The organism is Tistrella mobilis (assembly GCF_041468085.1).
Classification (GTDB): domain Bacteria; phylum Pseudomonadota; class Alphaproteobacteria; order Tistrellales; family Tistrellaceae; genus Tistrella; species Tistrella mobilis_A.
This window is the reverse complement of the sequence record NZ_CP121015.1, coordinates 381,795-407,821: the sequence shown is the minus strand read 5'-3', so window position 1 is coordinate 407,821 and position 26,027 is coordinate 381,795. Positions and strand designations below refer to the sequence as shown.

Below are 26,027 nucleotides of genomic sequence, written 5' to 3'. Positions count from 1 at the left end.
GGCGGCTGGACAAGAGGCGGCGGCCTGCGGTCCGCTCTGCGGATCAGAGGGCGATCTCGACCGTGGTGCCGACGCCGGGTTCGCTCTCGATCGCGAAGCGGCCGTTATGCAGCTCAATCATATGGCGGGCCAGCGGCAGGCCGAGCCCGGTGCCGGCATGACGGCGGGCCATGCTGTTGTCGACCTGGCCGAAGGGGGTGAGGGCCACCTGGATCTGGTCGGGCGTCATGCCGATGCCCTGATCGCAGACCCGGATCCGGATCAGCCAGGGTGTGGCGGCATCGACCGGCACCGCGGCCAGTTCCAGCCGCACCGTCCGGCCTTCAGGGGTGAATTTCACCGCGTTGGACAGAAGATTGACCAGGATCTGGCGCAGGCGCACCGGGTCGGCGACGATCCGGCGCGGCGCGTCGCCTGGATCGAGGATCAGTTCAACCTGGTTCTGGTCCGCCATCGGGCGGAGCATGTCGATGCAGCCCTCGGCCAGCTCTACCGGATCCAGGGCTTCCAGCTCCAGTTCCAGCCCGCCCGCCTCGACTTTCGAAAAGTCGAGGATCTGGTTGATCATGTCGAGCAGATGCCGGCCGCTGAAGATGATGTTGCCGGCAAACTCGGCGTAGCGGTCATTGCCAAGCGGGCCGAGCATCCGGCTGGAAATGGCATCGGCATAGCCGATGATCGCATTCAGCGGCGTGCGCAGCTCGTGGCTGACATTAGCAAGGAAGCGCGACATGATCAGATTGGCCTGCGCAAGCTCTTCTGTGCGCTCTTCGACCCGTCGTTCCAGCTCGACCTTCGCGGTCTCCAGCACGCGGGTCAGGGCGATCTGCTGGCGATGGGCCCGATCCTGTATGCGGATATAGGCGAAGGTCAGGACGACCAGCCCGATCGCGGCGCTGCCGCCCAGGATCATGGCGATGCGGAAATTGGTGAACACATCATTGGTATGGTTGTCGAGCTGCTGCTGCTCGGCGGCGAGCAGGCGGTTCAGGCCACCGCGGATGCCGTCCATGGTCTGAATGCCGTGACCGGCCCGGACGATGTCGATCGCGGCGGGCAGGCCGCCGATCCGGCGGATGATGATGGTCTCTTCCAGCTCTGCGAGCTTGTGCTCAACCAGCGGCGACAACTCTTCAAGAATATCGTATTGGGCGGCCGAATCGCCGGTCAGCCGGTCCAGATCCGCGATGCGCGCCTCGATCAGCGGCCGAGCGCTGTAATAGGGGCCGAGATAGGTTTCGTCCCCGGTCAGCAGGAAGCCGCGCTGGCCGGTTTCGGCATCGGTGAGGGCGGCGAGCAGCCCGTCGGCGGCGGCGATGACCGCACGGGTATCCGCCACGCGGTCGAATGCATCGGCGAGGCGGGTGCCGGTGATGCCGATGGCGGTGCAGATGGCCACCACCAGCAGGCTGGCCGCGGCCATCGTGCTTCGTAACGTCCAGCGTCGCCCCGGCGTCCGGGGGATGTCGACCTGCGGCAGACGATCGTCAGACATGGGGAACCACCTGTCCTGCGGCGGGTGTCGCCGGCTGCGCGGTGCAGCATGGACGGATCCCTCCTTCTTGCGAAAGAATGACATGGTGATGGTAAAGAAAAAGCAAGTGGCACGTCATGAAAAATGATGCGAGGCGGACCCGGTGCTGAAGACGGTCGGGCTGTTCGTGGTGACGGCTCTGGCGGAAATCGTCGGCTGTGTGCTGCCCGCGCTGTGGTTGCGTGGCGCCGCCGGATTCTGGATCCTGCTGCCCGGCGCGGCGGCGCTGGCGCTGTTCGTGTGGCTGCTGACCCTGCATCCGGCCGCGAGCGGCCGGGTCTTTGCGGCCTATGGCGGGATCTATGTCGCAACCGCCCTGGTCTGGCTGCGGCTGGTCGACGGCGTGCGGTTGAGCACGGCCGACTGGGCCGGGGCGGGGCTGGTCTTCGCCGGCGCGCTGGTCATTCTGGCGCAGTGGCAGAGGTAACGGCGGGGCCTGAGAGGGGATCGGCGGCCAGCCCCAGCATGGCCCGCGCCCGTGCCGCCCGGTCGTCGGGTGCGCCATCCGCGGCCAGGTGGTGCCAATCCGCAGGGGCGCCGCGGCCGGCCGCCCGGGCCAGCTGGGCGCGGACGACATCGGCATCGGCATCCGACGGGTCGCCGCGGCGGGCGGTGACGCGTGCCACCAGCACGGCCTCGGCTGCCTCCAGCCACAACCCGTCGAAGGGCAGGCCGGCCGCCTCGGCCACGGCGCGGATGCGCGCGCGGGTGTCGGCGCGGTCGAAGACGGCATCGGCGATCACCGAATGGCCGGCGGCCAGCGCCGCTTCGGCCTCTGCCGCCATCCCGGCATAGACCCGTTCGGACACCTGGGGCGTGTAGGCCTCGGCCGGCAGGCGGGTGGTGGCGGCCTGGCCGAAGGCGCGCTTGCGCAGCCGGTCGCTGGCGATGACCCGGGCGCCCGGTGCGGCGCCCAGATCGGCCGCAAGGGCTGCGGCGATGGTCGATTTGCCGCTGCCGCTGAACCCGCCCACGGCCACCAGCCGGGGCGGGGCGGGGGCCAGCAGCCGGCGGGCCAGATCCAGATAGGCCCCGGCCTCGGCCGCGATCCGGTCGCGATCCGCGCCGCTCGCATCCATCGCGGCGGCGGCCCCCACATGGGCGCGCACCACCGCGCGCATGGCCAGGAACAGCGGCATCAGCGCCAGCCCCGGGCCCCGGTCATGGGCGGCGCCGGCATCGTCTTGGGGGCCGGCATCCAGATAGCGGTTGAATACCGCGGCGGCGGCGGCCGGACGGTTGCGGTGCAGCAGATCCATGATCAGAAAGGCCAGATCATAGAGCACGTCGGTGATCGCCAGATCGTCGTCGAATTCGATGCAGTCGAAGGCGGTGGGGCGGCCGTCGATCAGCACGATGTTGCGCAGATGCAGATCGCCATGGCCGTGGCGCACCCGCCCGATCCGCCCGCGCGTCTCCAGCAGGGCGGCATGGGCGGTGAAGGCGGCCTCGCTCGCCCCGATCACGGCGCGCACGACCCCGCCATCCAGCAGCCCGGCGGCACGGCCCGCCTCCAGCCCCTGGCGGTTGATCTCCAGCACCCGCCGCACCCGATCGGCGCCGCCCTCGGGCCCGATCACCCGGGCGGCGGCATGGAAATCATACACCGCCTGGCCCAGCGCCTCGATCAGGCCGCGGTTCAGCCCGTCGCCTTCTCCCGAGCCGTCACGCGCCGCCAGCCGGTCCAGCAGCCCGTCCTCGTCGAACCGGACCATCTCGACGACGGCATCGACCAGCGGCCCTGCACCCTCCATCACCACCCGGCCGTCGGGGCTGGCGGTCAGCCGCCGGACCCCCAGATAGATCCCGGGCGCGGTGCGCCGGTTCAACGCCACCTCGCGCCCGCAGGCGGCCGCGCGCAGCGCCGCGGTGCCGAAATCCAGATAGGGAAACCGCACCGCCTTCTTCAGCTTCAGCACGCGGGTGCGGCCGATGAAGACCAGCGAGATATGGGTCTCCACCAGCCGCGGCGGCACGCCGTCGCCTGCCGCCAGATGCTCTTTCACGCAGGCGATCGCAGCGCTCTGGTCTTCGGTGTGCATCGGACATCCATCCCCTCGCCGCACCATCGGGCAACGCCATCATAACGCAAGGCGCGGGCGGGGTGGGGCGGGGATCGGGGGGTGCGGCGATGTGGCGGAGCCTGCTGTCGCCCCCTCAGAACATCAGCAGATAAACGATGACCATCGCCAGCACCGCCAGCGACAGGCTGATCCACAGCACATGGCGCATGCGGCCGGTGGTGCGGGCCTGGCGGGCGTCGGTGCGGTCTTCGACCGGGGGGTGGCCCGATGGGTTGACCGGGGCGTCGGGGCCGGGGGTGCCGTGGGCGTCGGCGCCCGGATGGGGGCCGGGGGTGATGCCCTGGCCCTGGTGGCGTGCGCGTTCCTGGGCGGGGGTGGGCTCGTTCATGCGGGCCTCCGCGTCATGTCGCTTCGGGCGCCCGGTTGGGCGTCCGCCTGGCCGAAGAACTGCCGGGCCGGTCACAAGGTTCCGGACGACGCCCATGCTGCGGAGCAGTATGGCCGCTGCCGCATACGCAAAATAACGTATGGGAGCCGGCCCCCGGCGCCGCTAGGCTGAAGGTTCACGGGCGTTGGACCGCGGGGAGGCGGCAGGCGGGCGTATGGCAGATGCCGGACGGGTGAACAGCGGTGTGCACGAGGTGGCGGGTGGTGGCGGGCCGGCTTCCGGCACCGGCAGCGGCACTCTGCCCGGGAAGCGGCCGGATCTGGCGGCCCCGCAGCGCATCGTCCGCGTCCGACGGCAGTACAATCAGTGGGTCGCGAACCAGACGCTGGAAGATTATGCGTTGCGCTTCACCGCCAAGAGCGCGCGGCGCTGGTCGCCCTGGCGGGTGGCGAACACGGCGCTGGGGTCGATCTCGTTCCTGGCGCTGGAGGCGATCGGCGGCGCGATCACGCTCGCCTACGGGTTCGACAATGCGGTGGCGGCGATCCTGACCGTCTCGGCGCTGATCTTCCTGACCGGCCTGCCCATCGCCGCCTCCGCCGCCCGATGGGGGGTGGATATCGATCTGCTCACCCGCGGCGCCGGCTTCGGCTATATCGGCTCGACCATCACCTCGCTGATCTATGCCAGTTTCACCTTCATCTTCTTCGCGATCGAAGCCGCCATTCTGGCCATGGCGCTGAAGGATCTGTTCGGGGTGCCGTTCTGGATCGGCACCATCGCCTCGTCGCTGGCGATCATCCCGATCGTCACCCACGGCATCACCCTGATCAACCGGGTGCAGAACCTGACCCAGCCGGTCTGGATCGTGCTCCAGCTGCTGCCCTTCATCGCGCTGGCCCTGGCCGATCCCGACATCTTCACCCGCTGGCAGGGCTTTGCGGGCAGCCAGACCGGTGGCGGCGCCGGGCTGTCGGGTGGCGGCGGCGCCCCGGCGGGCGGTTTCGATCTGATGGCCTTCGGGGCGGCATCGGGCGTGCTGTTCGCCCTGGTGGGCCAGATCGGCGAGCAGGTGGATTTCCTGCGCTTCCTGCCCCGCCGCCGGGGCCGGCGGGATCTGCGCTGGTGGGCGGCGATGACCGCGGCCGGGCCGGGCTGGATCATCCCCGGCGCGCTGAAGCTGCTGGGCGGGTCGCTGCTGGCGGTGCTGGCGCTGGAGGCGGGGGTTCCGGTCGCCCATGCCGACGAGCCGACCCGGATGTATCTGGTCGCCTTCGGCCAGATGGTGGGCACCGATCAGGCGGCGCTGGCGCTGGGGCTGACCGGGGTGTTCGTGCTGCTCGCCCAGGTGAAGATCAACGTCACCAACGCCTATGCCGGCTCCATCGCCTGGTCGAATTTCTTCTCGCGCCTGACCCACAGCCATCCGGGCCGGGTGGTCTGGCTGATCTTCAACGTCGCCATCGCCGTGCTGCTGATGTCCTTCGGCATCTATGAAGGGTTGGAGCACATCCTGGGGTTGTATTCGATCGTCGCCATCGCCTGGGTGGGGGCGATCACCGCCGATCTGGTGATCAACCGGCCCCTGGGCCTGGCGCCGCAGCGCATCGAATTCCGCCGGGCGCATCTCTACGACGTCAATCCGGTGGGTCTCGGCGCCATGGGGCTGGCGGCGGGGGCGGCGATGCTCTGCCATTTCGGTGCCTTCGGCGGCGGCATCCAGCCCTTCGCGGCCTTCATCGCGCTGGGCGTGCCGATGATCGCCGCCCCCGCCATCGCGGCGGCCGGCGGCCACCGCTTCTATCTGGCGCGCCAGCCGGCGCCGGTGATGGAAGAAATGGGCGGAGAGGGGGCAGATGGGGGCGGGGCGGCACCCGAGCCCTGCGTGATCTGCGAATACAGTTTCGAGCCCGAAGACATGGCGCATTGCCCGGCCTATGGCGGGCGGATCTGCTCGCTGTGCTGCTCGCTCGATGCCCGCTGTCACGATGTCTGCAAAACCGATGCCCGGCTGACCGACCAGTTCGCCGGCCTGCTGCGCCGGGTGATGCCGGCGGCGGCGCGCAGCCGCACGCTGCATCCTCTGGGCCTCTATCTCACCATCCTGACCGTGTCCCTGGGCGTGATCGGCGCAGCCCTGGCGCTGGTGGGGGTGCAGGCGCATCTGGATGCCGGCGCCCCGGGGCCGGGGTCGGGGGCCACGCTGTGGAAGGCCTTTGCGGCGATGGCGATCATTGCCGCCGTCGCCGCCTGGCTGTTCGTGCTGGCGCGCGAAAGCCGCCGGGTCGCCCAGGCCGAAAGCAACCGCCAGACCCGGCTGCTGCTGGAAGAGATCGAGGCCCACAAGGCGACCGATGCCGAGCTTCAGCGCGCCAAGGAGGCGGCAGAGGCCGCGAACCTCGCCAAGACCCGCTATGTGGTGGGCATCAGCCATGAATTGCGGGCGCCTTTGAACGCCATTTTCGGCTATGCCCAGATCCTGGAACGCGATGCCGGCATGCCCCCGGCCCGGCGGGATGCCGTGCGTGTGGTGCGGCGCAGCGCCGAGCATCTGGCCGGGCTGATCGACGGGCTGCTCGACATCTCGCGGATCGAGGCAGGGCATGTGACGCTGGCGCGGGAGCGCATCCGCCTGGGCGATTTCCTGGACCAGCTGGTGGGCATGTTTTCGCTCGCCGCCGCCGAGAAGGGCATCGGCTTCGTCTACGACGCCGCCCCCGACATCGCCACCATCCAGGCCAAAGGCGCCCCGGTCGAGGTCTGGACCGACGAGAAGCGGCTGCGCCAGATCCTGATCAATCTTCTGTCCAATGCGGTGAAGTTCACCGATCGCGGCCAGGTGACCTTCCGGGTCCGCCGCCGCAGCCAGGTCGCGGAATTCGAGGTGATCGACACCGGCATCGGCATCGCGCCGGCCGATCTTGCGAAAATCTTCGAGCCCTTCGAGCGCGGCGGTTCGGTCCGGGCGCGGGAACTGCCCGGCACCGGGCTGGGCCTGACCATCGCGAAGCTGCTGACCGAGATTCTGGGCGGCGAGATTTCCGTCACCAGCACCCCCGGCCAGGGCAGCCGCTTCCGCATCCGGCTGTTCCTGTCCGATGCCGGGGTGCACGACACGGGCGAGCCGGCAGCGCCGCCCAGGCCCGCCCGCGACGTGACCGGCTATGCCGGCCGGCGGCGGATGGTGCTGGTGGCCGACGACGATCCGTCGCACCGCGCCATGATCGCCGATGTTCTGGCGCCGCTCGATTTCACCCTGCTGTTCGCGGCCGATGGGGAAACCGCGCTGGCGCTGGCCGAACGCTTCCGGCCCGATCTCGTGCTGCTCGACGTCTCGATGCCCGATATGGATGGCTGGACGGCCGCGCGGGAGATGCGCCGGGCGGGGTTGGACCACACCGCCATCGTCATGGTCTCTGCCGATGCCCAGATCGACCGGGCGCTGATCGATCGGGCGCGGCTGGATCGTCGCGTCGGCGTTGCGACGGATGGCCAGCCGCCGCCCCATGACGCCTTCGTGCCGAAGCCGGTGGATCTGGACCGGCTGGTGGAGACGGTGGGCCGGCTGCTGGGGTTGCGCTGGCTGCATGCGGCGCCCGAGGTCGAGGCGGGGGCGGTGGTGGAGACGGCCGCCCCCGCGGTATCCGCACCCCTGGCGCCGCTGCCGGCGGCGCTGGTTCAGGATCTGCGGCGGCTGGCCGGCATCGGCTATGTCCGCGGCCTGATCCAGAGGCTGGAGAGTGCGGCGGCGGATATGCCTGAACACGCAGCGACGGCCGGGCGGCTGATCGCCATGCTGCAGCGGTTCGAACTGGCGGGGTTCGATGCGGTGCTCGACGGCTGGGATCAAGAGACCGGCCGTGCGGAAAGCCAACGGGAGAGCGGGGGATGATGATGACCAGGCCGCGCGATATCGTGCTGGTGGTGGACGACCGGGCGGAGACGCTCGCCCTGCTGACCGATGCGATCGAGGCGGCGGGGTTGACCGTGCTGGTCGCGGCAGAGGGCGCCCGCGCGCTCGATCTGGTGGAGCGGGTGACGCCCGACATCGTGCTGATGGATGCGGTGATGCCCGGCATGGACGGGTTCGAAACCTGCCGCCGGCTGAAGACCCGGCCCCATATCGCCCATGTGCCGGTGATCTTCATGACCGGGCTGGCCGAGACCGAGCATGTGGTGCGGGGTTTCGCCGCAGGCGGGGTGGATTACGTGCCGAAGCCGATCGTGCCCGACGAGCTGATCGCGCGCATCCGCACCCATCTGGCCAATGCCCGGCTGGCGCAGAGTGCGCGGGCCGCCCTGGATGCCACCGGCCGCCATCTGCTGGCGGTGGATGGGGCCGGCCGTCTGCTCTGGTCGACGCCCCAGGCCGAGGCCCGGCTGGCGGCGGCCTTCCCCTCGCGCTGCAGCGGGGGCGGGGCGGGGCTGCCGGGTGGGGGCCAGCCTGGTGGGAGCCTGCCGGCGGGCTTCCGGCTGGGCGGTGAGGTGACGGCCTGGCTTGCGGTGCCGGGGGCTGCCGAGGCGGGGCCGCTGACCCTGGCCGTGGAGGTGGGGCTGCCGCTCTGCCTGGCGCTGATCGGCCGGCTGGGGCCGGACGAGATTCTGCTGCGCCTCACCGAAGGCCGGGAGGTCCGGGACGAGGATCTCCTGCGGGATGCCTTCGGCCTGACGGCGCGCGAAGCCGAGGTGCTGCTCTGGGTCGCCAACGGCAAGCCCAACCGGATGATCGCCGAAATCCTGGAACTGGGGCCGCGCACCGTCGACAAACATGTCGAGCGCATCTTCGCCAAACTGGGCGTCGAGAACCGCACCGCGGCAGCGGCGGCGGCGCTGAAAGTCCTTGCCGGGCGGTGATCCGCCCCAGCCGGAACCGATAGGGTCGGCACCGATCCGTGACCGAAACCGGATCCTGTGTCCTTATCTGCGGCGGGCTGTGACCTGATGGGGAGCGCTTCGTGGCTTCCTCTGCCATCCGCTTGTTCAATCTCCTCTCCATACCGATGTCTGGACCAGGACGGCGGATACGAGCCTCCGCCGCATCGACTGCAATGGAGACCGAAGATGGACAAGGATCGCGTTGAAGGCACCACCCGCCAGGTCACCGGCAAGATCAAGGAAGTCGCGGGCCGCACGACCGGCGACCGCGCCACCGAAGCCGAAGGCCGCACCGAGAAGACCGCCGGCAAGGTGCAGAAGGAATACGGCAAGGCCAAGGATGAGGTCCGCGACGCCCTGAAGAAGTGACCCGGCGCCCGCCTGATGACTGATGACTTATCCCACGCTCTCCCGGAGACGCATCATGAATGCTACCGACAGGATCATCCGCCTGAAGGTCGATCTGGCCGCGGACCGGCAGACCGTGTGGGAGGCCCTGACCGGCGTGCAGCATGTTCAGGCGTGGTGGGGGAGGCATGTCTCCCTCACCCCCCGCGCCGGGGGCACGCTGCTCGTCCGGGGCGACGGGCGGGAGCAGTCGCGCCAGGTGCGCGGCCGCGTGCTCCGCTGGTCGCCGCCTTCCGCACTTGAGCTGGCCTGGGCGGATGCCGCCTGGCCCGCCGAGACGCGGGTCAATCTCCGCCTGACGCCGACCCCCGACGGCGACACCCGCCTTCAGCTGGACCATGTCGGCTGGTCGGGTTTCGAGGAAAAGGCCCGCCTGCATCTGATGCAGGCCGCAGAACGCGACTGGACCGCCCGGCTGGAACGGTTGGAAGACTATCTCCGCGCCGGCGACATCGCAGGCACGGTTTCCCAGGCCCAGAGCGGCGGGGCACGTGCCTGGTAGGGCACGACCCCGACCTGCATCTAAAAGACGACGCGCCGCCGCCGCCCCACATTCAAGGGTTGCGGCGGCGGTGTGCGTTCGGACGGGCCGGATCCTTTGGCCGGCCGCCCCACACTGAAAACCTGTGGTGACATGGACCCGCCGGGATTATCCTCCTCGGGCAAGACTTCCGATCAGCCGGGGACGCGCGCCGATGGCCCAGCACCACGCTTCTGCCGATCTTCCCGCCGATTCCGCCCTGCCGGCCCGTCTCGACCGGGACATCACCCGGCGCCTGACGGTCTGGCTGGCCGCGATCTGCCTGGCCGCCGCCGCACTGGAGCTGGCCTCGGCCGCCGGTAGTGTGGCGGCGGGCGACGGCCTGTGGTGGAAGCTGGCCGCGGTGGCGCTCTGGATCGGCGTCGCGGGCGGTTTTTCCACCGCCCTCAACGGGGCCCTGTTCGGCAGCCGCAGCATGCCGCCGGCCCTGCGCAGCCACCGCCAGGTGGTGGCGGGCCGGCTGCCGCTGGTGCGGCTGCATGGCAGCTTCCCGATCGCCATCCTGATCTGCGCTCTTCTGCCCGGCGGCTTCGCCTGGCAGACCGGCGGCAGCCTGCCGGTCCAGCTGTTTCAGATGCTGGTCGTGGCCACCTGCCTGGCCCATCGTCCGCCCGTGCGGGGCGCTGCCCCCTGGCGGTGAACGGCCATCCGGGGCCAGCATGCGTGCCGCATCAAAGGAGTAAGTGGTCAGCCGATCGCCGGACGGGTCATTCTCAGTCGTCACTCTTGGTCCGCGCTCATGTCGCCGACATGGATGGCGCATGCGCCCCAGTTCCAGACTGGCACTCGACCAGGATCCTCCAGCGCCGAGACCATTGTATCGATCTCGCGCTCGCTGAGCGCCCCCCTGGTGGACAGGTGGCGGACAAAGGGCGGCGCGTCGGCGCTGAGTTCGATCACAATGATGCGGTGGGGGCCGTTGGTCGTGAACCGCCACCGCCGTTCAGGGGGTAATCTCTGCGGATTCTGTCGAAATATTCCGTCGAAGGTGGCTCCTGGAACATGGAGGAACAGGCCTTCGGGAGCGTCTACCAGCAGGTACATCGACTTACCCCGGATGCGCTCCACGTAAACTGAAAAGTGCTGGCCGAGCTTGAGACAGTGTGTTCCGGGCACCGGCTCGACCATCTCGTCCATCATGCCGAGCGCATCCTGCGCCGGGTTCAATGTGATCTTGACCTTTGGCTCACGGCTCTTGAGCAGGGGACACAAGTTGCGCCAGTCCGGACGCGGAAACAGCCCGTCCCGAAACACCTCCGCTGAAACATAGCGCCAGTAGCGATACGCCTCCTCAGCAAGAATCGGGCCGGGCGCAAGTAAAGCATAAAGCCGCGCCAACTCCTCGACATGTGCGTTCTGGACGCTGTTGACAGGCCGGTTCTTGTCGTCGTCGGCCTGGGTCCATTCGGTGACGCGTGCGCGCGGGATGTTGAGGTGACGGGCGATCGCTGCCTTGTCTTTGATGGGGAATGGCCCGCCGATCGCCTGACCGGCGAACTCAAAAAAATGATGCAATTTTAATGGTAAGGCCGTGCAAGAAACCAGAGCCATCAAACTCCTTCCCGAGTCCCCCAGGCGAACTTTGCCCGCCTTTTGGTCCCCGCCCTTCCGGACCACCTGAGATCAATGATTGCTGGTGCTCGAATAGAAGGAGGCACCAGATGATGAATACCTTTCCACTCCCGACGATAATGCTGGCGGACGCGCAGCGCAACGAGCTGAGTGCCCGGATCGCTGCAGAGACGTACCCTCTCAACGGCCCCTTCGCACCTTATATCGCGCGCACCGGCGCAGCAGTTTCCGCGGTTTTGGAGGACGGCCAGCGCCGCATGCTGGCCGATCTTCCCCATCTCGGCGCACTGGTTATCGACAATGTGCCAGTCGATGCGAATGTTCTCTCGGGGCCGATCGACCCGGAAGCGCCGATCCGTGCGAAGCCGACCGGTATCAGCGAGGCTGTTCTCACCGGCTTTGTCGCCCAGTGCGGCGTGCCCTATGCGATCGTCCAGGAGGGCCGCAGCCTGGTCAGCAACGTCGCGGCCAAGCTTGGCCGTACGAAGACGCTGACGGGTCTGGGGGCGGTCCACTTGAATCCGCATATCGAGAACGCCTTTGGCCGGACCTTCCGGCGGGACCGTTCGCCGGCAGGGCTCGCTCTGATCGGTGTATGCCGCGAGCCTGGCGGGTCGCCCGCAACTTATGTGGCCGATGGGCGGATCGCGCTCGATATGCTGAGCGAGGAGGACCGGGCGATCCTGTTCGAAGAGCGCTTCTGGATCCGTCGGCCCGAGCGTTGGCGGCGAACGGACATGCCGGCCGAACGGCGCACTGCGGTTGTCGTCCCGGGCCCCGGGGACCGCATTGCCCTCATCATCGCCACCTATGGCGATATGATTCGGGCTGACGACGACCGTGCCGCGGTGGCGCTGCAGGCTTTCATCCGGGCGCTGCAGACGGTCGCGGTCGGTGTGGTGATCGACCCTGGCCGGCTCATCCTCATCGACAATCGCTGCATGCTGCACGGTCGCTGCGGCTATGCCGCGACCTTCACCCGCGATGGCGCTCCGTATCGCTGGCTGCAGCGGCTGTTCTGGACTGATGCGCTGGATCAGTTCGGCGGCTGGCAGGCGGGAGATCACCTGATCGATACCTTGCGGGAACCGTGATCTTGCGTCGACTGCTGTTCAAGAGGGACGGGCTGAAGGGCCCGTCCTTTCGTCTATGACGTAGCGACGCGGGATAGTGCCGTCAGAAGACCGGACCACCGCCGGTGGATCCGATCGGGCCGCACCTCGAATCGATGCTGTGCCAGACCCTTGGCCACATAATGTGCCCAGACGTCCGACGGTGCAGAGGGATTGATCAGTCGGCGCAGCCGCTCGGAGGGTGACGGATGATCAAACAGCCTGCTCACGATTGCATCGGCACGGGACTCATCAAACCCGGCGCTGGCCGCGATCGAGCGATATACCGCATCATAGACCGACAGGATCGAGACCGCGGCCGGCCCCATGAGACTCGGATCATAGTTCCAGAAGCGGCAAACGCAAAGGACCACCGCACGCGCATTTGCATCCGCCTCGGCTTCGATTGAATCGGTTCGCGCTTTTTGATATCTGGCTGCCTCTTCATCATCGTCCTCGCATTCTTCCATCATTCGAAGAAATTGACCGTGATCGTCGAAATGACCAAGGTGCGCATGAGAGTATTCATGCGCAAGGATGAAGATGGCCGCCAATTGGACAAAGGTCGCCATCACGTCGCGCGAGAACCGGCTTGGCCGGGCAGGCGGGATCGCCATTAGGCTTGAGCCATCAATGATGAAGCCGCGGACGATCTTGCCGAATTGAGTGATCGGACCATCCGCCTTGGTCAGCAATTCCTCGGCGCGGTGCGAGTCGAGGATCATCGTGTTGCGGTGCTCGCCGATGATCTCTGCAAATAGAAATCCCATCTGCGACGCGAGCCGCACGATTTCATCGTCGATCGTGATCGCGAAACTACGGCGGTCTGCACTCGCCCTGATCCAGGCGTCGCATCTCCCGAGCGGGGCGGTGGCGAGCAGGGTCCTGTCGATCGTCTGGATCATGTCGCGAAGTGGATCACCTGCGGGCAATTTATCAAGCGCAGCACGTATGAGAGAGCGTATCTCGAGCAGGAAGCTATGGTCGTCGCGACGCTGGTAGCGCGAGACGGGTGCGGGGTCGCGAGCGGTTCGTTCCGCTGTCAGCTTACGCAGCAGCGGCGCCTCGCGCGACCGTTCGCGCGCGTACTCGATGAAGGAACCGATCTCCTCTGCACGATCGCGATGCCCAGTGATCCGGAAGATCAGTCGCAAACCACGTGAAGCGATCCGGATTGGCAAGGTGACTTCGTCAGCGTCCGAGCGCTGAGCAAATGTTTCGGGATCGAATCCAGCGCGAATCAACAGTCGATGCTGAAAGCTCTCCACCTCTGCAATGAGAGCCGGATCGATTGCCGTTGCATCGGACGTCATCGCGTTATTTCTCCTCAAATCACTGGTGATCAAAGGGGTGTCTTCAGATGCCGGCCGGGTATCTCTCACGCTTGAGACCCGATTTCCGCACCGCGATGACGGTATTGAGATCGGCACGCCGGACGATGAGGTTCTGGCGTGTAGTCATGTTCGACGATGAAGCGATCCTCGGGTGGGGGGTGTTGTTTTGGTCACGCCCCTACCCGATCGCCGAAACCAGCTTCTGCAGTTCCAGCAGCGGCCGGTCCAGATCCGGGTCGGTGGTGGAATAGAGGCTGATCGAGAAGCCCCAGACCGCGCCGGTGGTGACCGGCTGCGTCGCCTGCTGCCACTGGCCGACGGCCTGGATGATCCCCGACACCGTGCTGTTGGTATAGTCGTAGCGCGGGTGCAGCAGCACCGGCAGCAGGGTTTCGATCGAATCGGCGCCGGCCTGCACCAGCGTATAGCCATAGCGGATCGACACTGCGATCTGCTGGCCATCGGGCTGGCCGTCGAACATTTCGTTGAACACCGCCGTCAGCGGGTTGGTGGCGGGGTCGGTGGTCCAGGGGCCGATATCGATCCGGTCCTGCACGGTGATCAGCGGCACCAGCGGTTCCGGGAAGCCCAGCTGCGGGGTGCGGTAGACGAAGGCGGAGCTGGTCTCGGGCCCCTCGGCACCCAGCAGCCGGGCGTTGCGGATCACCGAAACGCCGGCGGTGGCATTCTGGAAGGCGGCGATGTGCAGCCCGCCGATGGTGTAGCGGAACGAGAGCCGCGAGAAGGCGGGCATCAGATGCGCCCCTTCGCCCAGCGGGAAATCATAGATCCGCATCCGGCCCTCAGGGGGGCGGCCGGTGAGTTCGGCGGTGGCGCCGTCATCGCGGATCACCACGATTCCGGGCCAGTCGAACGGGGCCGCCTCGACGTCCTCGGTCAATTGCTGAAGGGTGAGGGTTCCGTAGACCGGCACCGGATCGGTATCGCCGATCATGGTGATGCCCAGGGTGGCGAGATAGTGGAAGAAGCTGTGCACCGGCCCGTCGGACCCGTCCATCGACCGGCCGAGCAGGGCCGCGCGACCTCTGGTGGTGCGATGCGCGGGCACCAGCCCTTCATGGGCGGGGCGGGCCTGGTTGCGGGCGGCGACCGTCTCGTCGCAGCTGCCCACCCCCCACCAGGCCGACCAGCGCGTCGCCACCTTGCCGGCCAGCGTCGCATAGGTGTCGAGGGTGGCGGCCAGCACCGTGTCGTCCGGCCCGGCGGTCGGCGCCTGAAGCCCGGCCAGGATCTGCCAGAACGTATCCGACGCCGATGCATACTGCGCAAGCAGCGCGAAGAGGCTTTCATCCTCGTCGAGCATCGCGCGCAGGGCCGGATCCGGCTGGCGGTTGAATTCCAGCTCGATGCGGATCTGGTCCTGATCCGCGCTCTGATGGGTGTAGGTGAAGACATAGGCCCAGTGCACCGCCTCGGCCACGCTCTGCGGATCATCGGGCGTGGTGGCCGATTGCGAGATCAGGGCCGGCAGGTCGGGATAGGCGCGCAGCGGCACCGGCACCTGGGGCGTGCCCAGATCGGCGGTGAAGGCCGGCGGGGCCGCGGTCTGGAACGGCAGAACGAAGGTCAGCCAGTCCGAGGCGTCGTAACCGCTGTCGATCGGGGTGATGCCGAATTCGATCTCGTTGACCGCATAGACCGGCTTCAGCCGCACCGAGCGGTGCAGCGCCGGCTGCGAGACGTCCAGCGTGAACGACACCGGCGCCTTCGCATCCGCCGGTGCGGCCTTCAGCGGCAGCTTGGCATTGCCCAGCTGCGAGACCTTCCAGGCATTCGGATCGCCTTCGCCGGGTTCGCCGTTGCCGCCGCCTTCAACCGGTACCTCGGCCAGTTTGCCGGCGCCCGACAGCCGTGCGGTCGCGGCCGATACGGGGGCCGTGACCTCGGCTGCGAATTGCAGCACGGCGGTGGTGTCGTAGCCGGCGCCCAGCGTGCGCAACAGGCGCTGATAGAGCACCTCGCGCGCGGCCGTCCAGGCACCGCCGCCGATCGCGCCGGCGCCTGTGTCCTGATCGGCCAGGATCGCCGACAGCCCGTCGGCCACCGCACAGGCGGTCAGCTTCTTGGCGGCCAGGATCGACTGCAGGGCCGACGGGTTCACCCGATAGGCCGGAGCGGCATAGGGGGCGGTGCAGATCAGATCGAGCCCCGCCAGCCACGACCGGGCCCAGACCTCCAGGTCTATGCCCTGAAAGTCGTAGGTTTGAGATTTTCCCCAAGTCCCGGTTGCGGGATCCAGGGTGCTGATGGTGACGCCGCTTTCCGCCTCCAGCGTGTTGGACAACGGGCGGAGGCCGAAGCTCCAGGGCTGGGGGGACGGGTTCCAGTCGACCGTCAGCGGCGGCGCCAGATCGACCTTGGTGATGCCGCCCGGATCGACGAAGGATACCGCCCAGACATCGGTCGGTGCCGGGTCGCGCTCGGCCGAGAGCACCTTGCCGGTGGCGATCTTGAGGCCCTGGATGGCGGCCTCCATCGCGGCTGCGAAGACGTCGAGGGTGACGGCGCCGTCTTCCTCGCGGTCGGGCGTGGCGCTGCGGGTCACCGCGATCGGGCTTGCCACCTGCACCACCGGCCCCGGATCGGCACCATCGCGGATGAAGGCCGGATCGACCAGCCGCGGATCGCGCGCCAGCGTGATCCAGGTCCTGAGCGGGAAGATGACGTCGGGAAACTGCCAGCCGGCCGTGCCGAACGCGGCCTCCAGCCGGGTATCGGCCGGCGGCAGCAGCAGCTTCGCCGCGGCCGCGATCCAGGCCTGATCGGGGTTGCCGGTCACCACATCGCCGATGGTGACCGCGATGCCCGCCGCGGCGAAGCGCCGGATGATGGCGTTCAGGCTGTCGTCCGCCGCCGTGGTGATGGTGGGGGTGGCGGCGACGGCCGAGGGGCGGAGCGTGAGGCCGGGCACGATCACCCCCGGCGTCGCGGCATTGGCCGACAGGATCAGGGTCGGGTCCAGACCGTAGCGCGCGCCCAGATCGGCCGGGGTGAGGGCCGCATCTCCCGTCAGCGCCGGGCCGCAGAGCAGCAGCCCGCCGGTGGCCAGCGCGTCGGGATCATCGGCGATGGCGACGGCGAAGGCGTCGATCGTCACCGGCGGATCGGCGCGGGCGATCACCGCATCGAAACTGTCCCCCGCCTGGGTCGCCAGCGCCTGGCCGTCGACGGTGATGGTGCGCCCGCCGGCCACAGTGCCGGGCATGGCGCGGTTCGCCTGGGTAAGGGCCACTTCCGCATCGGTGCCGAGCGCCACGAAACGCGCCGCGATCGCCGACATGGTGGTACCACCCAGGATCCGCCAGGGAATGCGGATGGTGGTGGCGTCCTCGGGCCAGGCCGAAAGGCCGGGAATGGGCAGACCAGGGACGGGCAGGCCGGCGCCGTTTGCCGGGGCCTGCGGTGCCAGCCCGGCATTGTGGCGCAGCAGGTCGCCCGGCTCCACGCCATAGGCGCGGGCGGTGGCGCCGAGCGGCGCATTGTCGAGGCCGGTGACCGCATTGGTCGTCAGGAACAGCGGCGCCCCGGCGGGGAAGAGATCGACGGTGGCGGTGTTGAGCCCGGCCAGCGTCGCGGCGGTCTGGCCGGTGTCGTTGTCGTCGAGCGTCCAGCCGTCCTCGATCAGCCTGCGGTCCACCGTCAGCGTCACGCCCGTACGGAACATGCCCCTGGCCTCGGCATTGGCGCCGACCGTCATCACCGCATCATAGGGCACGCCATTGTCGCGGAAGGTGCCGGCGATGTCGTCGAGGGTGGCGTCGGCGCCGGGCTCCCCCGTCGCCGGCACCTCGACCTCGATGCCCTGGGCGCTGAACACGAAGCCGGGGGCGAGCAGGGCCGGGCGGTCCTTGTTGGCGGTGGTCAGGCTGGCGAGGGTTACGCTGAAGGCCTCGGCCAGCTCACCGGCCGACAGACCATCTGCCGGCTGGGCATGTTCCGCCGCCGGCACCACCAGTTCGGTGCCGGGCAGCAGCGGCAGCACGATGTTGTCGGCATCGCCCAGCACCGTGGCCGGGTCCAGCCCCTGCGGCACCAGCTCCGCCACCGTGCTGCCGGCGGTGAAGACGGCGTAGTCCGGCACCGCCAGCCCCGTCTCGGGCAGGGCGACCAGCCGGCCGAGCGGCCGATCCCCGGCCGCCAGCCCCAGCGCCTGCCAGTCCAGCCCGTAGCGCGTCACCACATCGGCCAGCGTCGGGGTGACCGACGGGTCGGCCAGGCTGGCGCCCAACAGGGCGGCGGCGGTGGAGAAGGCATAGCAGGCCGAGACATGCGCGCGCAGCCCGTCCATCGGCACCGGCAGCGCCGTGGGGCTGCCGCCCGCCGGCTGATCCAGCGAGGTGGAGAGTGCCGCGGTCACGTCGGGCTGCATGATCTGGTACCAGACCGCGCCGAAGCGCGCGCCGATATCGGCGGCGGTCGCGGTTGCGTCATCGCCCGCCACCGTGCCGCCGGCGGTGAGGCCGCCCGGCTGCATGGCGATGCGCAGCTGCAGCCGGGCGCCCGGCTGCCCGTCCGCCGCCGACGTCACCCCCCAGGCGACGCTGGTCACCGGCCAGGAGGTGACGCCGATCACCGGGTCGGTATAGCCGACCACCATGTCCACGGTGCCGGAGGCGGCGTCGAACGAAACTGCGGCGCTCATCATGCGTCTCCTTCGGCGGTGGCGTTGCCGTAGACGTCGTGGAAGCCCAGCACCACGGTCGCGACCGGCGGTGCCGTGCGGCCGCTTGCCGAGATGCCGGCGTAAGGGTCGCCCGCCTGGGGCGGCAGGCCCGGAATGGCCGGCACCGTCGCCGTCTTCGCATAACGATAGATGGGGATCACCTGCGACAGGGTCTGGTCGTTCTCGTCGACCGCGTCGGTTTCGGGCGCGGGCGCCATGCGCATCCGCGCCATCGCCGCCGCGCTGCCGTCGACCCTGGGGCCCACCGGGCTGCCGGCATTGCTGGCGGCGAAGACGTCGGTGTCCGACAGCTGATAGCCGGCCAGATTGTAGAGCCGGCGGGCGCGCAGATCCGGGTCGTCGCCGGTATCGGGCGGGTTCACCAGCCCCATGGTGAAGCCGACATTGCCCTGGGCGACGGTTGCCTGGCGGGTCTGGTCGCGATCATCGGGCGCCGCCACGAAAAGGGCGGTGGAGGCGGTGTCGATCGGGTCGCCCACCAGGGCCGCGGTGTTGAAACCGTGCAGCTGCCGGTCCGGATCGGCCGCGGCCTGGCTGGCGAGCACGGCGACCAGGGTGATGGTGGCGCTGCCTTCCTGGCTCCAGATCTCGTCGCCATAGCCCTGGCCGTCGCTGTCGGTCAGCTCCAGCCAATAGCCGCCGCCGCCGACCACGCTCGCCTCCCACAGCAGTTTCAGGAACATTTCGGCATCGGCGACCGGGGCGAAATACGGGCTGGAGGGCGGCAGGTCGTCGCCCGCCCGGGCCAGCCGGTTGGCGGAGAGATTGCCCGAGCGGGTTTCGGTCGAAAGATTGGTGCGCACGATATAGCTGGCGGTGCGATCGATACCGGTGGAGGCGAGCCCGCCCGGCAGGCCGGCGGCCGGCGACAGGCGGAAGCCGAAGAACAGCGTGGCATCGTCGTCGGGATGGGATTCCAGATAGCGCCAGAGTTCCAGCAGCAGCTGGCGCCCCGCGGTATCGGCGCCGGTGACGCTGGCCGTGTGCGGCCGGCCGGGAATGCGGCTGATGCCGATGTCGATCAGGCTGGCCCAGGCGAAGCGGTTGATCGGCAGGGCCGGCGCATCGGGGCCCTTTTCCGGATCGGTGCGGTAAAGCTGCCATGCGCCGCCATCGCCCGCCGCCGCGATGGCGGCAAGGTCGCTGCCGAAGGGCCAGAAGGATGGCATGCCCACGGCGGGTGCCTCTGCCGCCGTGCCGACGCTGGGCAGGTCGGGCCGGCTGGCCACCTGCCAGATCACCATCTGCGACAGGCCGTGGCGCACGGGCACGTCTTCCCAGAGCTGCAGCGGCGCCGGCGGCGAACTCAGCACCGGTGTCAGGGTGTCGGCCGGATAGCCCTCTTCGAGCATCTTCTCGGTGACCTGGATCACCAGCTCGGGGACGTCGTCCACCTCCAGGATCATGCCCGGGCGGATGCGGCCGGCGGCGGCGGCCGGATTGCGGGCCGCAAGACCGGTGTTGCGGGCGGTATAGGCGGCAAGCCCCTCTGCGGGCGGCGCGATCTCGGTCGCAACCAGGGTCAGCCAGGGCACCTCGACGGTTTCGGTGACGGTCAGGGTCAGGCGCACCGTCTCGGGCGGCTGGTCGGTGTCGGGGGCGGGGCCGGTGACCTGCTGGCCGATCAGGTCGTAAAGGCCGCTCAACTGCTCGTCGCTGCCGGTCGGGGCGGGCAGGCGCTGGCCATGGAGCATGAAGCGCGAAACCTGGCCCGCGACATCGCGCACCGGCGCATCGCCGGTCAGCGCCGGCATCAGCCGGTCCAGGCCGATGGCGGCCAGATCGGGCACGATCAGCGGCAGGGTTGCATCCACGACGAACAGCCCCGGGACATCGGCCGCGACCATGCCCACGGTTTCGATCGCCAGATCGTAGAGCGTCGCGAAATCGCGCAGGGTCTGGTCGCTGCCGGTCGTCAGCCGGCAATCGGTCACCACCACCGGCGCCAGCGGTGCCAGCAGATCGGTGTTGGCCACAACCATACGGAAGTTGACAGAGGGTTCGGCTGGGATTGAGGTTGCATCCGTCACCATCAGCAGGCGGGCGGCGAGCGCGCGCAGGCTTTCATCGGGCAGCACGGCCGTGCCGGTGGCGGGCAGGGTCACCGGGCCGCCGGCATAGCCGGGGTTCAGCGCCGCGACGGCGTCGGCCCAGCTGGCGAAGGCCGGATCGGCATCGGGGTTCTGCCACAGCATGGTGACGGCCGCGAGCAGCGGCAGGCTGTCGCCGGCCAGCCGGGTCCAGTCGACCGGAGCGGTCAGCACGTCATAGGCCGAGGGCAGTTTCACCACCGCCGGCAGGCTGCCGTCGGCGCCGATCGTCTCGCCGTTCAGGCTGGTGATCGCTTCGGCATACCAGCCGGTTTCGGGCAGCAGGGTGACGGCGGGGGTGCCGGCATTCAGCCGGACGTAATAGAGCGCAGCCGCCTGGGTGATGGTCAGGCCCTGAAGCGCCACCCCGGCCCCCTGGGGCAGGGCGAGGGGTGCCGTGGCGCGGGTGATCGCCGGCACGTCCAGGGCGGCGGCCGTCTGCAGCCAGGCATCGACCGCGGCCCCCACCCGGGCGCAGAGCGCGGCCGGGGTTTCGCCGGTCAGGATCTGGGTCTCCAGGGCGGCGGCCTCTATGGTCTTGCCCGCGGTCAGCAGACGCTCGGGGTTGGCGGCGGCGATCGCCTCAGGGGTGACACCCAGTGTCACGTTCAGCACCGTGCCCGGCGCCGCGGCGGCCAGTTCTTCGGTGATACCGGGGTTGAGCGCCACGATCTCGGCCGTGTCGTAGCCGAAGGTGGCGGCAAGCTGGGCGACGGTATCGCCCAGATGCACCACATAGGGCATCGTCACGGTCGGGAAGCCGCCGGCAAGGCCGGCGAGCGTGGTGTCGGCGTCGATTTCGACGGGGAAGCGGGCGAACAGCCCTTCGGCCGCCTGGACCATGTATTTGGTGACCAGCAGCATGTATTCGCGGAACACCACCGAGGCGAGCGATTCCTCCGGCTGGATGCCGCTCGACGGCGTCCCGCCATCGCCGATCGGCTGCGGCGAGAGCTGGCGGAAATAGGCCGCGATCCGGTCGGCATAGGCATTGTCGACCGGCTGATACACCGCGAAGTTGCGGTCATTTTCCGGCGGTTGCAGATCAGGGCTGGTCCAGCCCAGCACCGGCGGCATCGGGAAGGCGACACCCGACAGGGTATCGCCGTCATCATCATTCCCCGCCGGCGGGCCCGAGAGGTGCAGATCGACATTGCCGCCCAGGAAGCCGCTCAGATTGTCGAAGCGGAAGCCCTCGGCAAAGGTCTGCGGGCAATCCATCTGTGCTGCCAGCTCGGCCAGATCGCCGGCGGTGAGCGTGGCGGTGACCGGATCCAGCCCCAGCGCCGAGACCGCCCAGCGGAACATCGCCTCTGCCAGCAGGGCGAAGGGCGTTTCCGCCTGATCCTCTGCCCGCGCCGTGGCGGTGAAGGCGGCGTTGCGGCGGGCCTCCAGCGTTTCGGCCTCCACCGGCACCGGGCCGTCGATCGCCAGCATCATCACCATCCGCCGGGCCGGATCGGCCGCAGGCGGGGTGCTGCCGCCGGGCCAGGCCACCGCCATATCGGCGATGGTGAAGCCCGGCACCATGCGCAGATCCAGCGTGTGTGGGTTTGCGAAGACCTTCGCATCGGCTGCGAAGTTCAGCCGGTAGACGCCCTCGGCACAGGGGTCGGCCACTGCGGCCGTGGTCTCGGCCAGCACCGCCATCTGGCGTGCGATCGGATGGGTGAGGCCATGCGCCGCCTCGCTGCGCAGCCGGGCGCGGGTCAGCATCCGGGTCATGCGCGCCATGTCGCCGGGCCGGCGGCGCAGCCGCTGGCCCTGGCCGCGCGAGGCATTGGCGAGCGGCACCACGCCGATCGCGGCATAGCGGCCCAGGGCTGCGCCGCCCAGAGCCGCGGAATTCCGCTGATCCAGGCTTCGCCCGGACTGGTCGGCCGAGAGGATCCAGGGCGTGGTCGAGGCCGAACCGATGGTGAACGAGACGTCGAGGCTGGTGGAGAAGGAGAAGGAGAATTTGACGAACACGATCTTGATCGAGGCATGAACCCGCACGCCCACGCTCATCGCGATCACCGTCGGCCGATAGGCGGCAAGCGTCAGGGTTGCCGCCGCATAGGCCTCGAAACTGACATCGACCGCGATGACCTTGAAATCGACCTTGCCATAAACCTTGCCGACCAGTGCCGCCGTGCCCTGGGCCCAGTAGTACATCGCCTTCGATCCGGCGGCGTCGTCGGGGTGGAACCAGGCGAGCACGCCTTCGAACACCACCTCGACCTGGAGATAGAGCCCGGCCTTGAGGGGGCCCTTGTTGAACTCGCGGCCGACGCCGACCGCAAGCCCGAGCCCCAGTTCCAGCACGGGCGAGAAGGTGCCGTTGGTGATCGCCGGCACACGGGTGGAGGTGGCGCCGTCGAGCAGGCCGAAATAGATGCCGCCCTTGCCCAGGAACGGGCCGTATTGCAGGCCGAAGGAAACCGAGAAATCCCGCTTGTGCGGGAAGCCCAGATCGACCTTGAAATTGCCGTTGGTGAAGACGTCGACGGTGATGATGCCGAGCGTGATCGCCACCGCGCCGAAATCCAGCTGGCGGAACATGTCCGGCACCTGCAGCCGGGCATGGAACACGCCGATATCGTCGGTGACCTTCTTGTAGAGCAGCTCGAAGCTGAAGCCCGACAGCGTGCCGGCCTCGGGCCCCTGCAGCGCGATCAGCACGCCATAGAGGATGGGGTCGTTCATCACCAGCTTGACGGTCGCCGTGCCCATCAGGGTCACGTCCAGACCGATCAGCCACTGGCTGGATTCCTGGAAATGCAGCTTGTTGCCGCTCGGCTGGTCGAGCGGGTTGCGGTTCGGATCATCCACCGGCCGGAGCTGGGCGCGCATCAGCCGGATGACGTCGGCGAGCGAATCCGGCCGGGTCAGCCCGTCGAGCGTCACATGCTGGCCGAAGCCCAGATAGCGCAGATCGACCAGCGAATTGCCCTTGCCCGGCACGGCCGGCGGGCTGTCGTTCAGGGCATCCCAGGCCAGCGGCGCCATGCCCGGCTCGCGGCCGTAATCCTTGCCGAGGAAGTTGCCGGTGATCTCGATATTGACCTGCGGCTCGCCGGTCTTGCGATCGTAGCGGATGCCGACCGTCTTGATGGTGATGAAGCCGAGCGTCAGGTTGATGGCGTAGTTGAGCGTCACCGACTGTTCGGTCGGATCGATGATCAGCGTGAAACTGCCCAGATTGATGTCGTTCAGGAAGGTCCAGGGCGCCGACAGCCGGTAATTGGCATTGGGGTTGGCCAGCGCCGCGAAGCTTTCGATCATCGCGCCCAGCGTGACGCCCTTCATCTCCACCGTCAGCACCTGATGGCGCTTCGCCCCCTCGCCGGTCCACGAGGTGCGGGCCTCCAGCGAGAAGCGGTCGAGATCCAGCCGGAACAGCCAGGTGAGTTCCTGGGCGAGGAACGAGAAGCCCAGCGTGACGATCAGATTGTTGATCTCGAAGGCGCCTTTGACATTGCCTTCGTAGATCATCTCGGGCGCATCGCCCACCGCGGCGTCGCGCAGGACCACCGCATGCAGCTGCGGCCGCGCACGAGAGAGCGCGTCGAGGCGGAGGCGGTCGCTGATGGCGGTCAGGCCGGTGCCGGCCTTGGGGCGGCGGCGGATATCGGCCTCGGCAATCAGCGACAGCTTCACGCCCAGGACTTCGGGGTCCCAGCGCAGGGCCACTGCGGCAGAGACCGAATAGGGGTTGCCGGTGCCGGTCGAATAGGCGGCCCAGAGCCGGGTGAGCAGCAGGTCGGGCAGCCAATCCGGCGGGGTTTCGCCGAGGAAGGCGTAGACGAACTCGCCGAGATTGAGTTCGCCGACGGCCAGACCACCCTGGAAACTCCAGCTGCCGTCGCCCGGATAATAGGCGCCGGCGGAGAGGATGGTGGCCTGTTCTCCGTTGACGTTGACGCCGATCATGCCCGAGAGGCCGCCCCAGATCTTCGCCTGGGAGACCGATACCTCGAAGGTGACGTTTTCCAGCGTGAAAGCGACGTTGCCGATCGGGATTTCCCAGGTGCCATGGGCCGTGAGCGTGGCGCCATAGGTCTGGGTCGGCAGGTTGGCGCTCATCGTGATCCGGTCGACGATCAGCGATGCGTCGACATCGGGCTGCGTGCCCGGGAAGAACACTGACATCGCCGAGGCGAGGTCGATTTCGATGGCACCGCGGGTCGCGGCGTTGACCGCCAGGTTCGGCAGGCTGGCGACCACGTCCAGATAGACCGGTTCGCCATTGCTGCCGGTCACCTCGTCGCCCGGCGGCACGTTGCCGTCACCGGTCTTGGAGCCGAACCGCATGGTTCCGAACAGGCTCGCGGTCCAGTTGGGGCGGCCGCCGCCCCACATCACCAGCCAGCTCGCACCGACCTGATCGATGCGCATGAAGGGGATCGGCACATCCCAGGCCGTGGTCGAGACCATCGTGGCGCCGGTGAAGGAAATGCCCGTCGGCATCGGGAAGGTGCCGCCGGTGTTGGGGATTCCGAACCGGAGCGCGGACAGACCGAACGCATCGAGCGCGGCCACACCCGGGGGCAGCGAGAAGGTGTCGGGCGTGGTGCCCGGGAACAGCTGCAGCAGCGCGACGATACCGTCCGACAGGGTCAGCGGCGGATCGATGGTGCCGTCGATGTCCCAGAGCGTCTCCGCCTGAAGCAGCGGCACGGTGACGGCCACGTCATGACGGGTGCCGGTATTGACCTGCAGGATCAGGCGCAGCAGCACCGCCGAGATCAGCGCCTGTGGTTCTTCAAGGCTGTAGACGTCGACGTAATTGGTCGTCAGCACCAGGTCGAGAGATTCGACATTCATCTTCGCCCAGGCGGTATCGGCATCTGGTGCCTCCGCCTGAAGATCGACCTTGTCGGCAATGGCGGCATCTGCCCGCGGGTCGAACACGCCGGACAGCGCCAGCCGGGTGCTGCCCAGGACCTGGGCATAGGGGGCGAGTGCGGTGCCGGTCAGGACGAGCGTGCCCGCAAGGCCGGGGCGCGGCGCTGTGACCGCCTCGTCGTCGACTGCCGTCGCCGTGACCGTGGCCTGCTGTGGCCCGAGACCCGCCAGCACCGAGGTGCCGAGCATGACGGTGCCGTTCGATCCCGGCACCGGTACGCGGGATGACGGCAGATCGGGGACCAGTGTCGCCAGATCGACGAAGCCGTCGCTGGTTCTCGCTTCAAGAGACAGGTCCAGCTGGTCACGGCCCGCATCATCGACCGTGCCGGTGAGTACGAGCGTCCAGCCGGTACCGTTGGCCCAGCTGGATGTGCCTGTCAGCCGTGCGGTCGCAGGCAGGCGTTCGGCCCGCCCGCCCGTGACCGGCAGGACGTCGACCCCCAGAACCGCCACCAGCTTGCCCATCAACGGCAGGATCGCCGCGTCGAGCCTGCCCTGAGCCGCGGCACGCACGAAGGCGTCATAGAGGGTTGCGACGGACATGATGCGGA

At 68.6% G+C, this 26,027-nt stretch carries 14 protein-coding genes; 7 read left to right on the top strand and 7 right to left on the bottom strand.

From position 1 onward, the window contains the following. Positions 1-43: 43 nt before the first annotated feature. Positions 44-1,495 carry a CHASE3 domain-containing protein gene (locus P7L68_RS04565; protein WP_371999402.1) on the bottom strand — a complete coding sequence of 484 codons (1,452 nt, stop codon included), beginning with the start codon at positions 1,493-1,495 and terminating at the stop codon, positions 44-46. A 142-nt stretch (positions 1,496-1,637) separates the two neighbouring features. Here P7L68_RS04565 and P7L68_RS04560 point away from each other — a divergent pair, with 142 nt between their 5' ends. After that, positions 1,638-1,961 (top strand): YnfA family protein, encoded by a 324-nt coding sequence (locus P7L68_RS04560; protein ID WP_371999400.1) that lies wholly within the window; start codon positions 1,638-1,640, stop codon positions 1,959-1,961. On the opposite strand, the gene P7L68_RS04555 is transcribed toward P7L68_RS04560, so the two are convergent. Further along, positions 1,936-3,576 (bottom strand): AAA family ATPase, encoded by a 1,641-nt coding sequence (locus tag P7L68_RS04555; RefSeq protein WP_371999398.1) that lies wholly within the window; start codon positions 3,574-3,576, stop codon positions 1,936-1,938. The two genes, P7L68_RS04560 and P7L68_RS04555, sit on opposite strands and share 26 nt — an antisense overlap. A 115-nt stretch (positions 3,577-3,691) precedes the next feature. Then, a complete protein-coding gene (locus P7L68_RS04550; RefSeq protein WP_371999397.1) occupies positions 3,692-3,946 on the bottom strand; it encodes a hypothetical protein in 255 nt (84 codons plus the stop codon). A 319-nt stretch (positions 3,947-4,265) separates the two neighbouring features. Between P7L68_RS04550 and P7L68_RS04545 the strand changes: the two genes are divergently transcribed. The 5 genes from P7L68_RS04545 to P7L68_RS04525 all read left to right on the top strand — a co-directional run bounded on the left by P7L68_RS04545 (position 4,266) and on the right by P7L68_RS04525 (position 10,410). Next, positions 4,266-7,838, top strand: coding sequence for an ATP-binding protein (locus P7L68_RS04545; protein WP_371999969.1), 3,573 nt, complete (start codon positions 4,266-4,268; stop codon positions 7,836-7,838). Continuing rightward, the gene (locus tag P7L68_RS04540; RefSeq protein WP_371999395.1) at positions 7,835-8,800 is read left to right on the top strand and encodes a response regulator; all 966 of its coding nucleotides are present in this window, start codon (positions 7,835-7,837) and stop codon (positions 8,798-8,800) included. Before P7L68_RS04545 ends, P7L68_RS04540 begins: the two co-directional genes overlap by 4 nt. Before the next feature lie 207 nt (positions 8,801-9,007). Beyond that, positions 9,008-9,190: a CsbD family protein gene (locus tag P7L68_RS04535; RefSeq protein ID WP_371999394.1), complete on the top strand. Its 183-nt coding sequence runs from the start codon at positions 9,008-9,010 to the stop codon at positions 9,188-9,190. A 55-nt stretch (positions 9,191-9,245) separates the two neighbouring features. Next, positions 9,246-9,731, top strand: a complete 486-nt coding sequence (locus tag P7L68_RS04530; protein ID WP_371999392.1) for an SRPBCC domain-containing protein — start codon at positions 9,246-9,248, stop codon at positions 9,729-9,731. A 193-nt stretch (positions 9,732-9,924) separates the two neighbouring features. Then, entirely contained in the window at positions 9,925-10,410 is a 486-nt protein-coding gene (locus tag P7L68_RS04525) for a hypothetical protein (protein ID WP_371999391.1), read from the top strand. A gap of 80 nt (positions 10,411-10,490) precedes the next feature. On the opposite strand, the gene P7L68_RS04520 is transcribed toward P7L68_RS04525, so the two are convergent. After that, on the bottom strand, positions 10,491-11,321 hold the full coding sequence (locus P7L68_RS04520) for a hypothetical protein (protein WP_371999389.1): 831 nt from the start codon (positions 11,319-11,321) through the stop codon (positions 10,491-10,493). 110 nt (positions 11,322-11,431) lie between these two features. Here P7L68_RS04520 and P7L68_RS04515 point away from each other — a divergent pair, with 110 nt between their 5' ends. Then, a complete protein-coding gene (locus P7L68_RS04515) occupies positions 11,432-12,436 on the top strand; it encodes a TauD/TfdA family dioxygenase (protein ID WP_371999387.1) in 1,005 nt (334 codons plus the stop codon). 53 nt (positions 12,437-12,489) lie between these two features. Here P7L68_RS04515 and P7L68_RS04510 read toward each other — a convergent pair whose 3' ends face one another. The 3 genes from P7L68_RS04510 to P7L68_RS04500 all read right to left on the bottom strand — a co-directional run bounded on the left by P7L68_RS04510 (position 12,490) and on the right by P7L68_RS04500 (position 26,019). Next, positions 12,490-13,767: a hypothetical protein gene (locus P7L68_RS04510; RefSeq protein ID WP_371999385.1), complete on the bottom strand. Its 1,278-nt coding sequence runs from the start codon at positions 13,765-13,767 to the stop codon at positions 12,490-12,492. A gap of 199 nt (positions 13,768-13,966) precedes the next feature. Next, on the bottom strand, positions 13,967-18,451 hold the full coding sequence (locus P7L68_RS04505) for a hypothetical protein (protein WP_371999383.1): 4,485 nt from the start codon (positions 18,449-18,451) through the stop codon (positions 13,967-13,969). Continuing rightward, positions 18,451-26,019, bottom strand: a complete 7,569-nt coding sequence (locus tag P7L68_RS04500; protein ID WP_371999381.1) for a hypothetical protein — start codon at positions 26,017-26,019, stop codon at positions 18,451-18,453. The genes P7L68_RS04505 and P7L68_RS04500 overlap by 1 nt, the downstream gene beginning before the upstream one ends. Positions 26,020-26,027 lie beyond the last annotated feature (8 nt).

What these genes read in the sequence shown, in the direction of transcription:
- P7L68_RS04565 (WP_371999402.1), bottom strand. Translation starts at nt 1,495, where the DNA reads ATGTCTGACGATCGTCTGCCGCAGGTCGACATCCCCCGGACGCCGGGG.
- P7L68_RS04555 (WP_371999398.1), bottom strand. Translation starts at nt 3,576, where the DNA reads ATGCACACCGAAGACCAGAGCGCTGCGATCGCCTGCGTGAAAGAGCAT.
- P7L68_RS04550 (WP_371999397.1), bottom strand. Translation starts at nt 3,946, where the DNA reads ATGAACGAGCCCACCCCCGCCCAGGAACGCGCACGCCACCAGGGCCAG.
- P7L68_RS04540 (WP_371999395.1), top strand. Translation starts at nt 7,835, where the DNA reads ATGATGATGACCAGGCCGCGCGATATCGTGCTGGTGGTGGACGACCGG.
- P7L68_RS04535 (WP_371999394.1), top strand. Translation starts at nt 9,008, where the DNA reads ATGGACAAGGATCGCGTTGAAGGCACCACCCGCCAGGTCACCGGCAAG.
- P7L68_RS04530 (WP_371999392.1), top strand. Translation starts at nt 9,246, where the DNA reads ATGAATGCTACCGACAGGATCATCCGCCTGAAGGTCGATCTGGCCGCG.
- P7L68_RS04525 (WP_371999391.1), top strand. Translation starts at nt 9,925, where the DNA reads ATGGCCCAGCACCACGCTTCTGCCGATCTTCCCGCCGATTCCGCCCTG.
- P7L68_RS04520 (WP_371999389.1), bottom strand. Translation starts at nt 11,321, where the DNA reads ATGGCTCTGGTTTCTTGCACGGCCTTACCATTAAAATTGCATCATTTT.
- P7L68_RS04515 (WP_371999387.1), top strand. Translation starts at nt 11,432, where the DNA reads ATGATGAATACCTTTCCACTCCCGACGATAATGCTGGCGGACGCGCAG.
- P7L68_RS04510 (WP_371999385.1), bottom strand. Translation starts at nt 13,767, where the DNA reads ATGACGTCCGATGCAACGGCAATCGATCCGGCTCTCATTGCAGAGGTG.
- P7L68_RS04505 (WP_371999383.1), bottom strand. Translation starts at nt 18,451, where the DNA reads ATGAGCGCCGCAGTTTCGTTCGACGCCGCCTCCGGCACCGTGGACATG.
- P7L68_RS04500 (WP_371999381.1), bottom strand. Translation starts at nt 26,019, where the DNA reads ATGTCCGTCGCAACCCTCTATGACGCCTTCGTGCGTGCCGCGGCTCAG.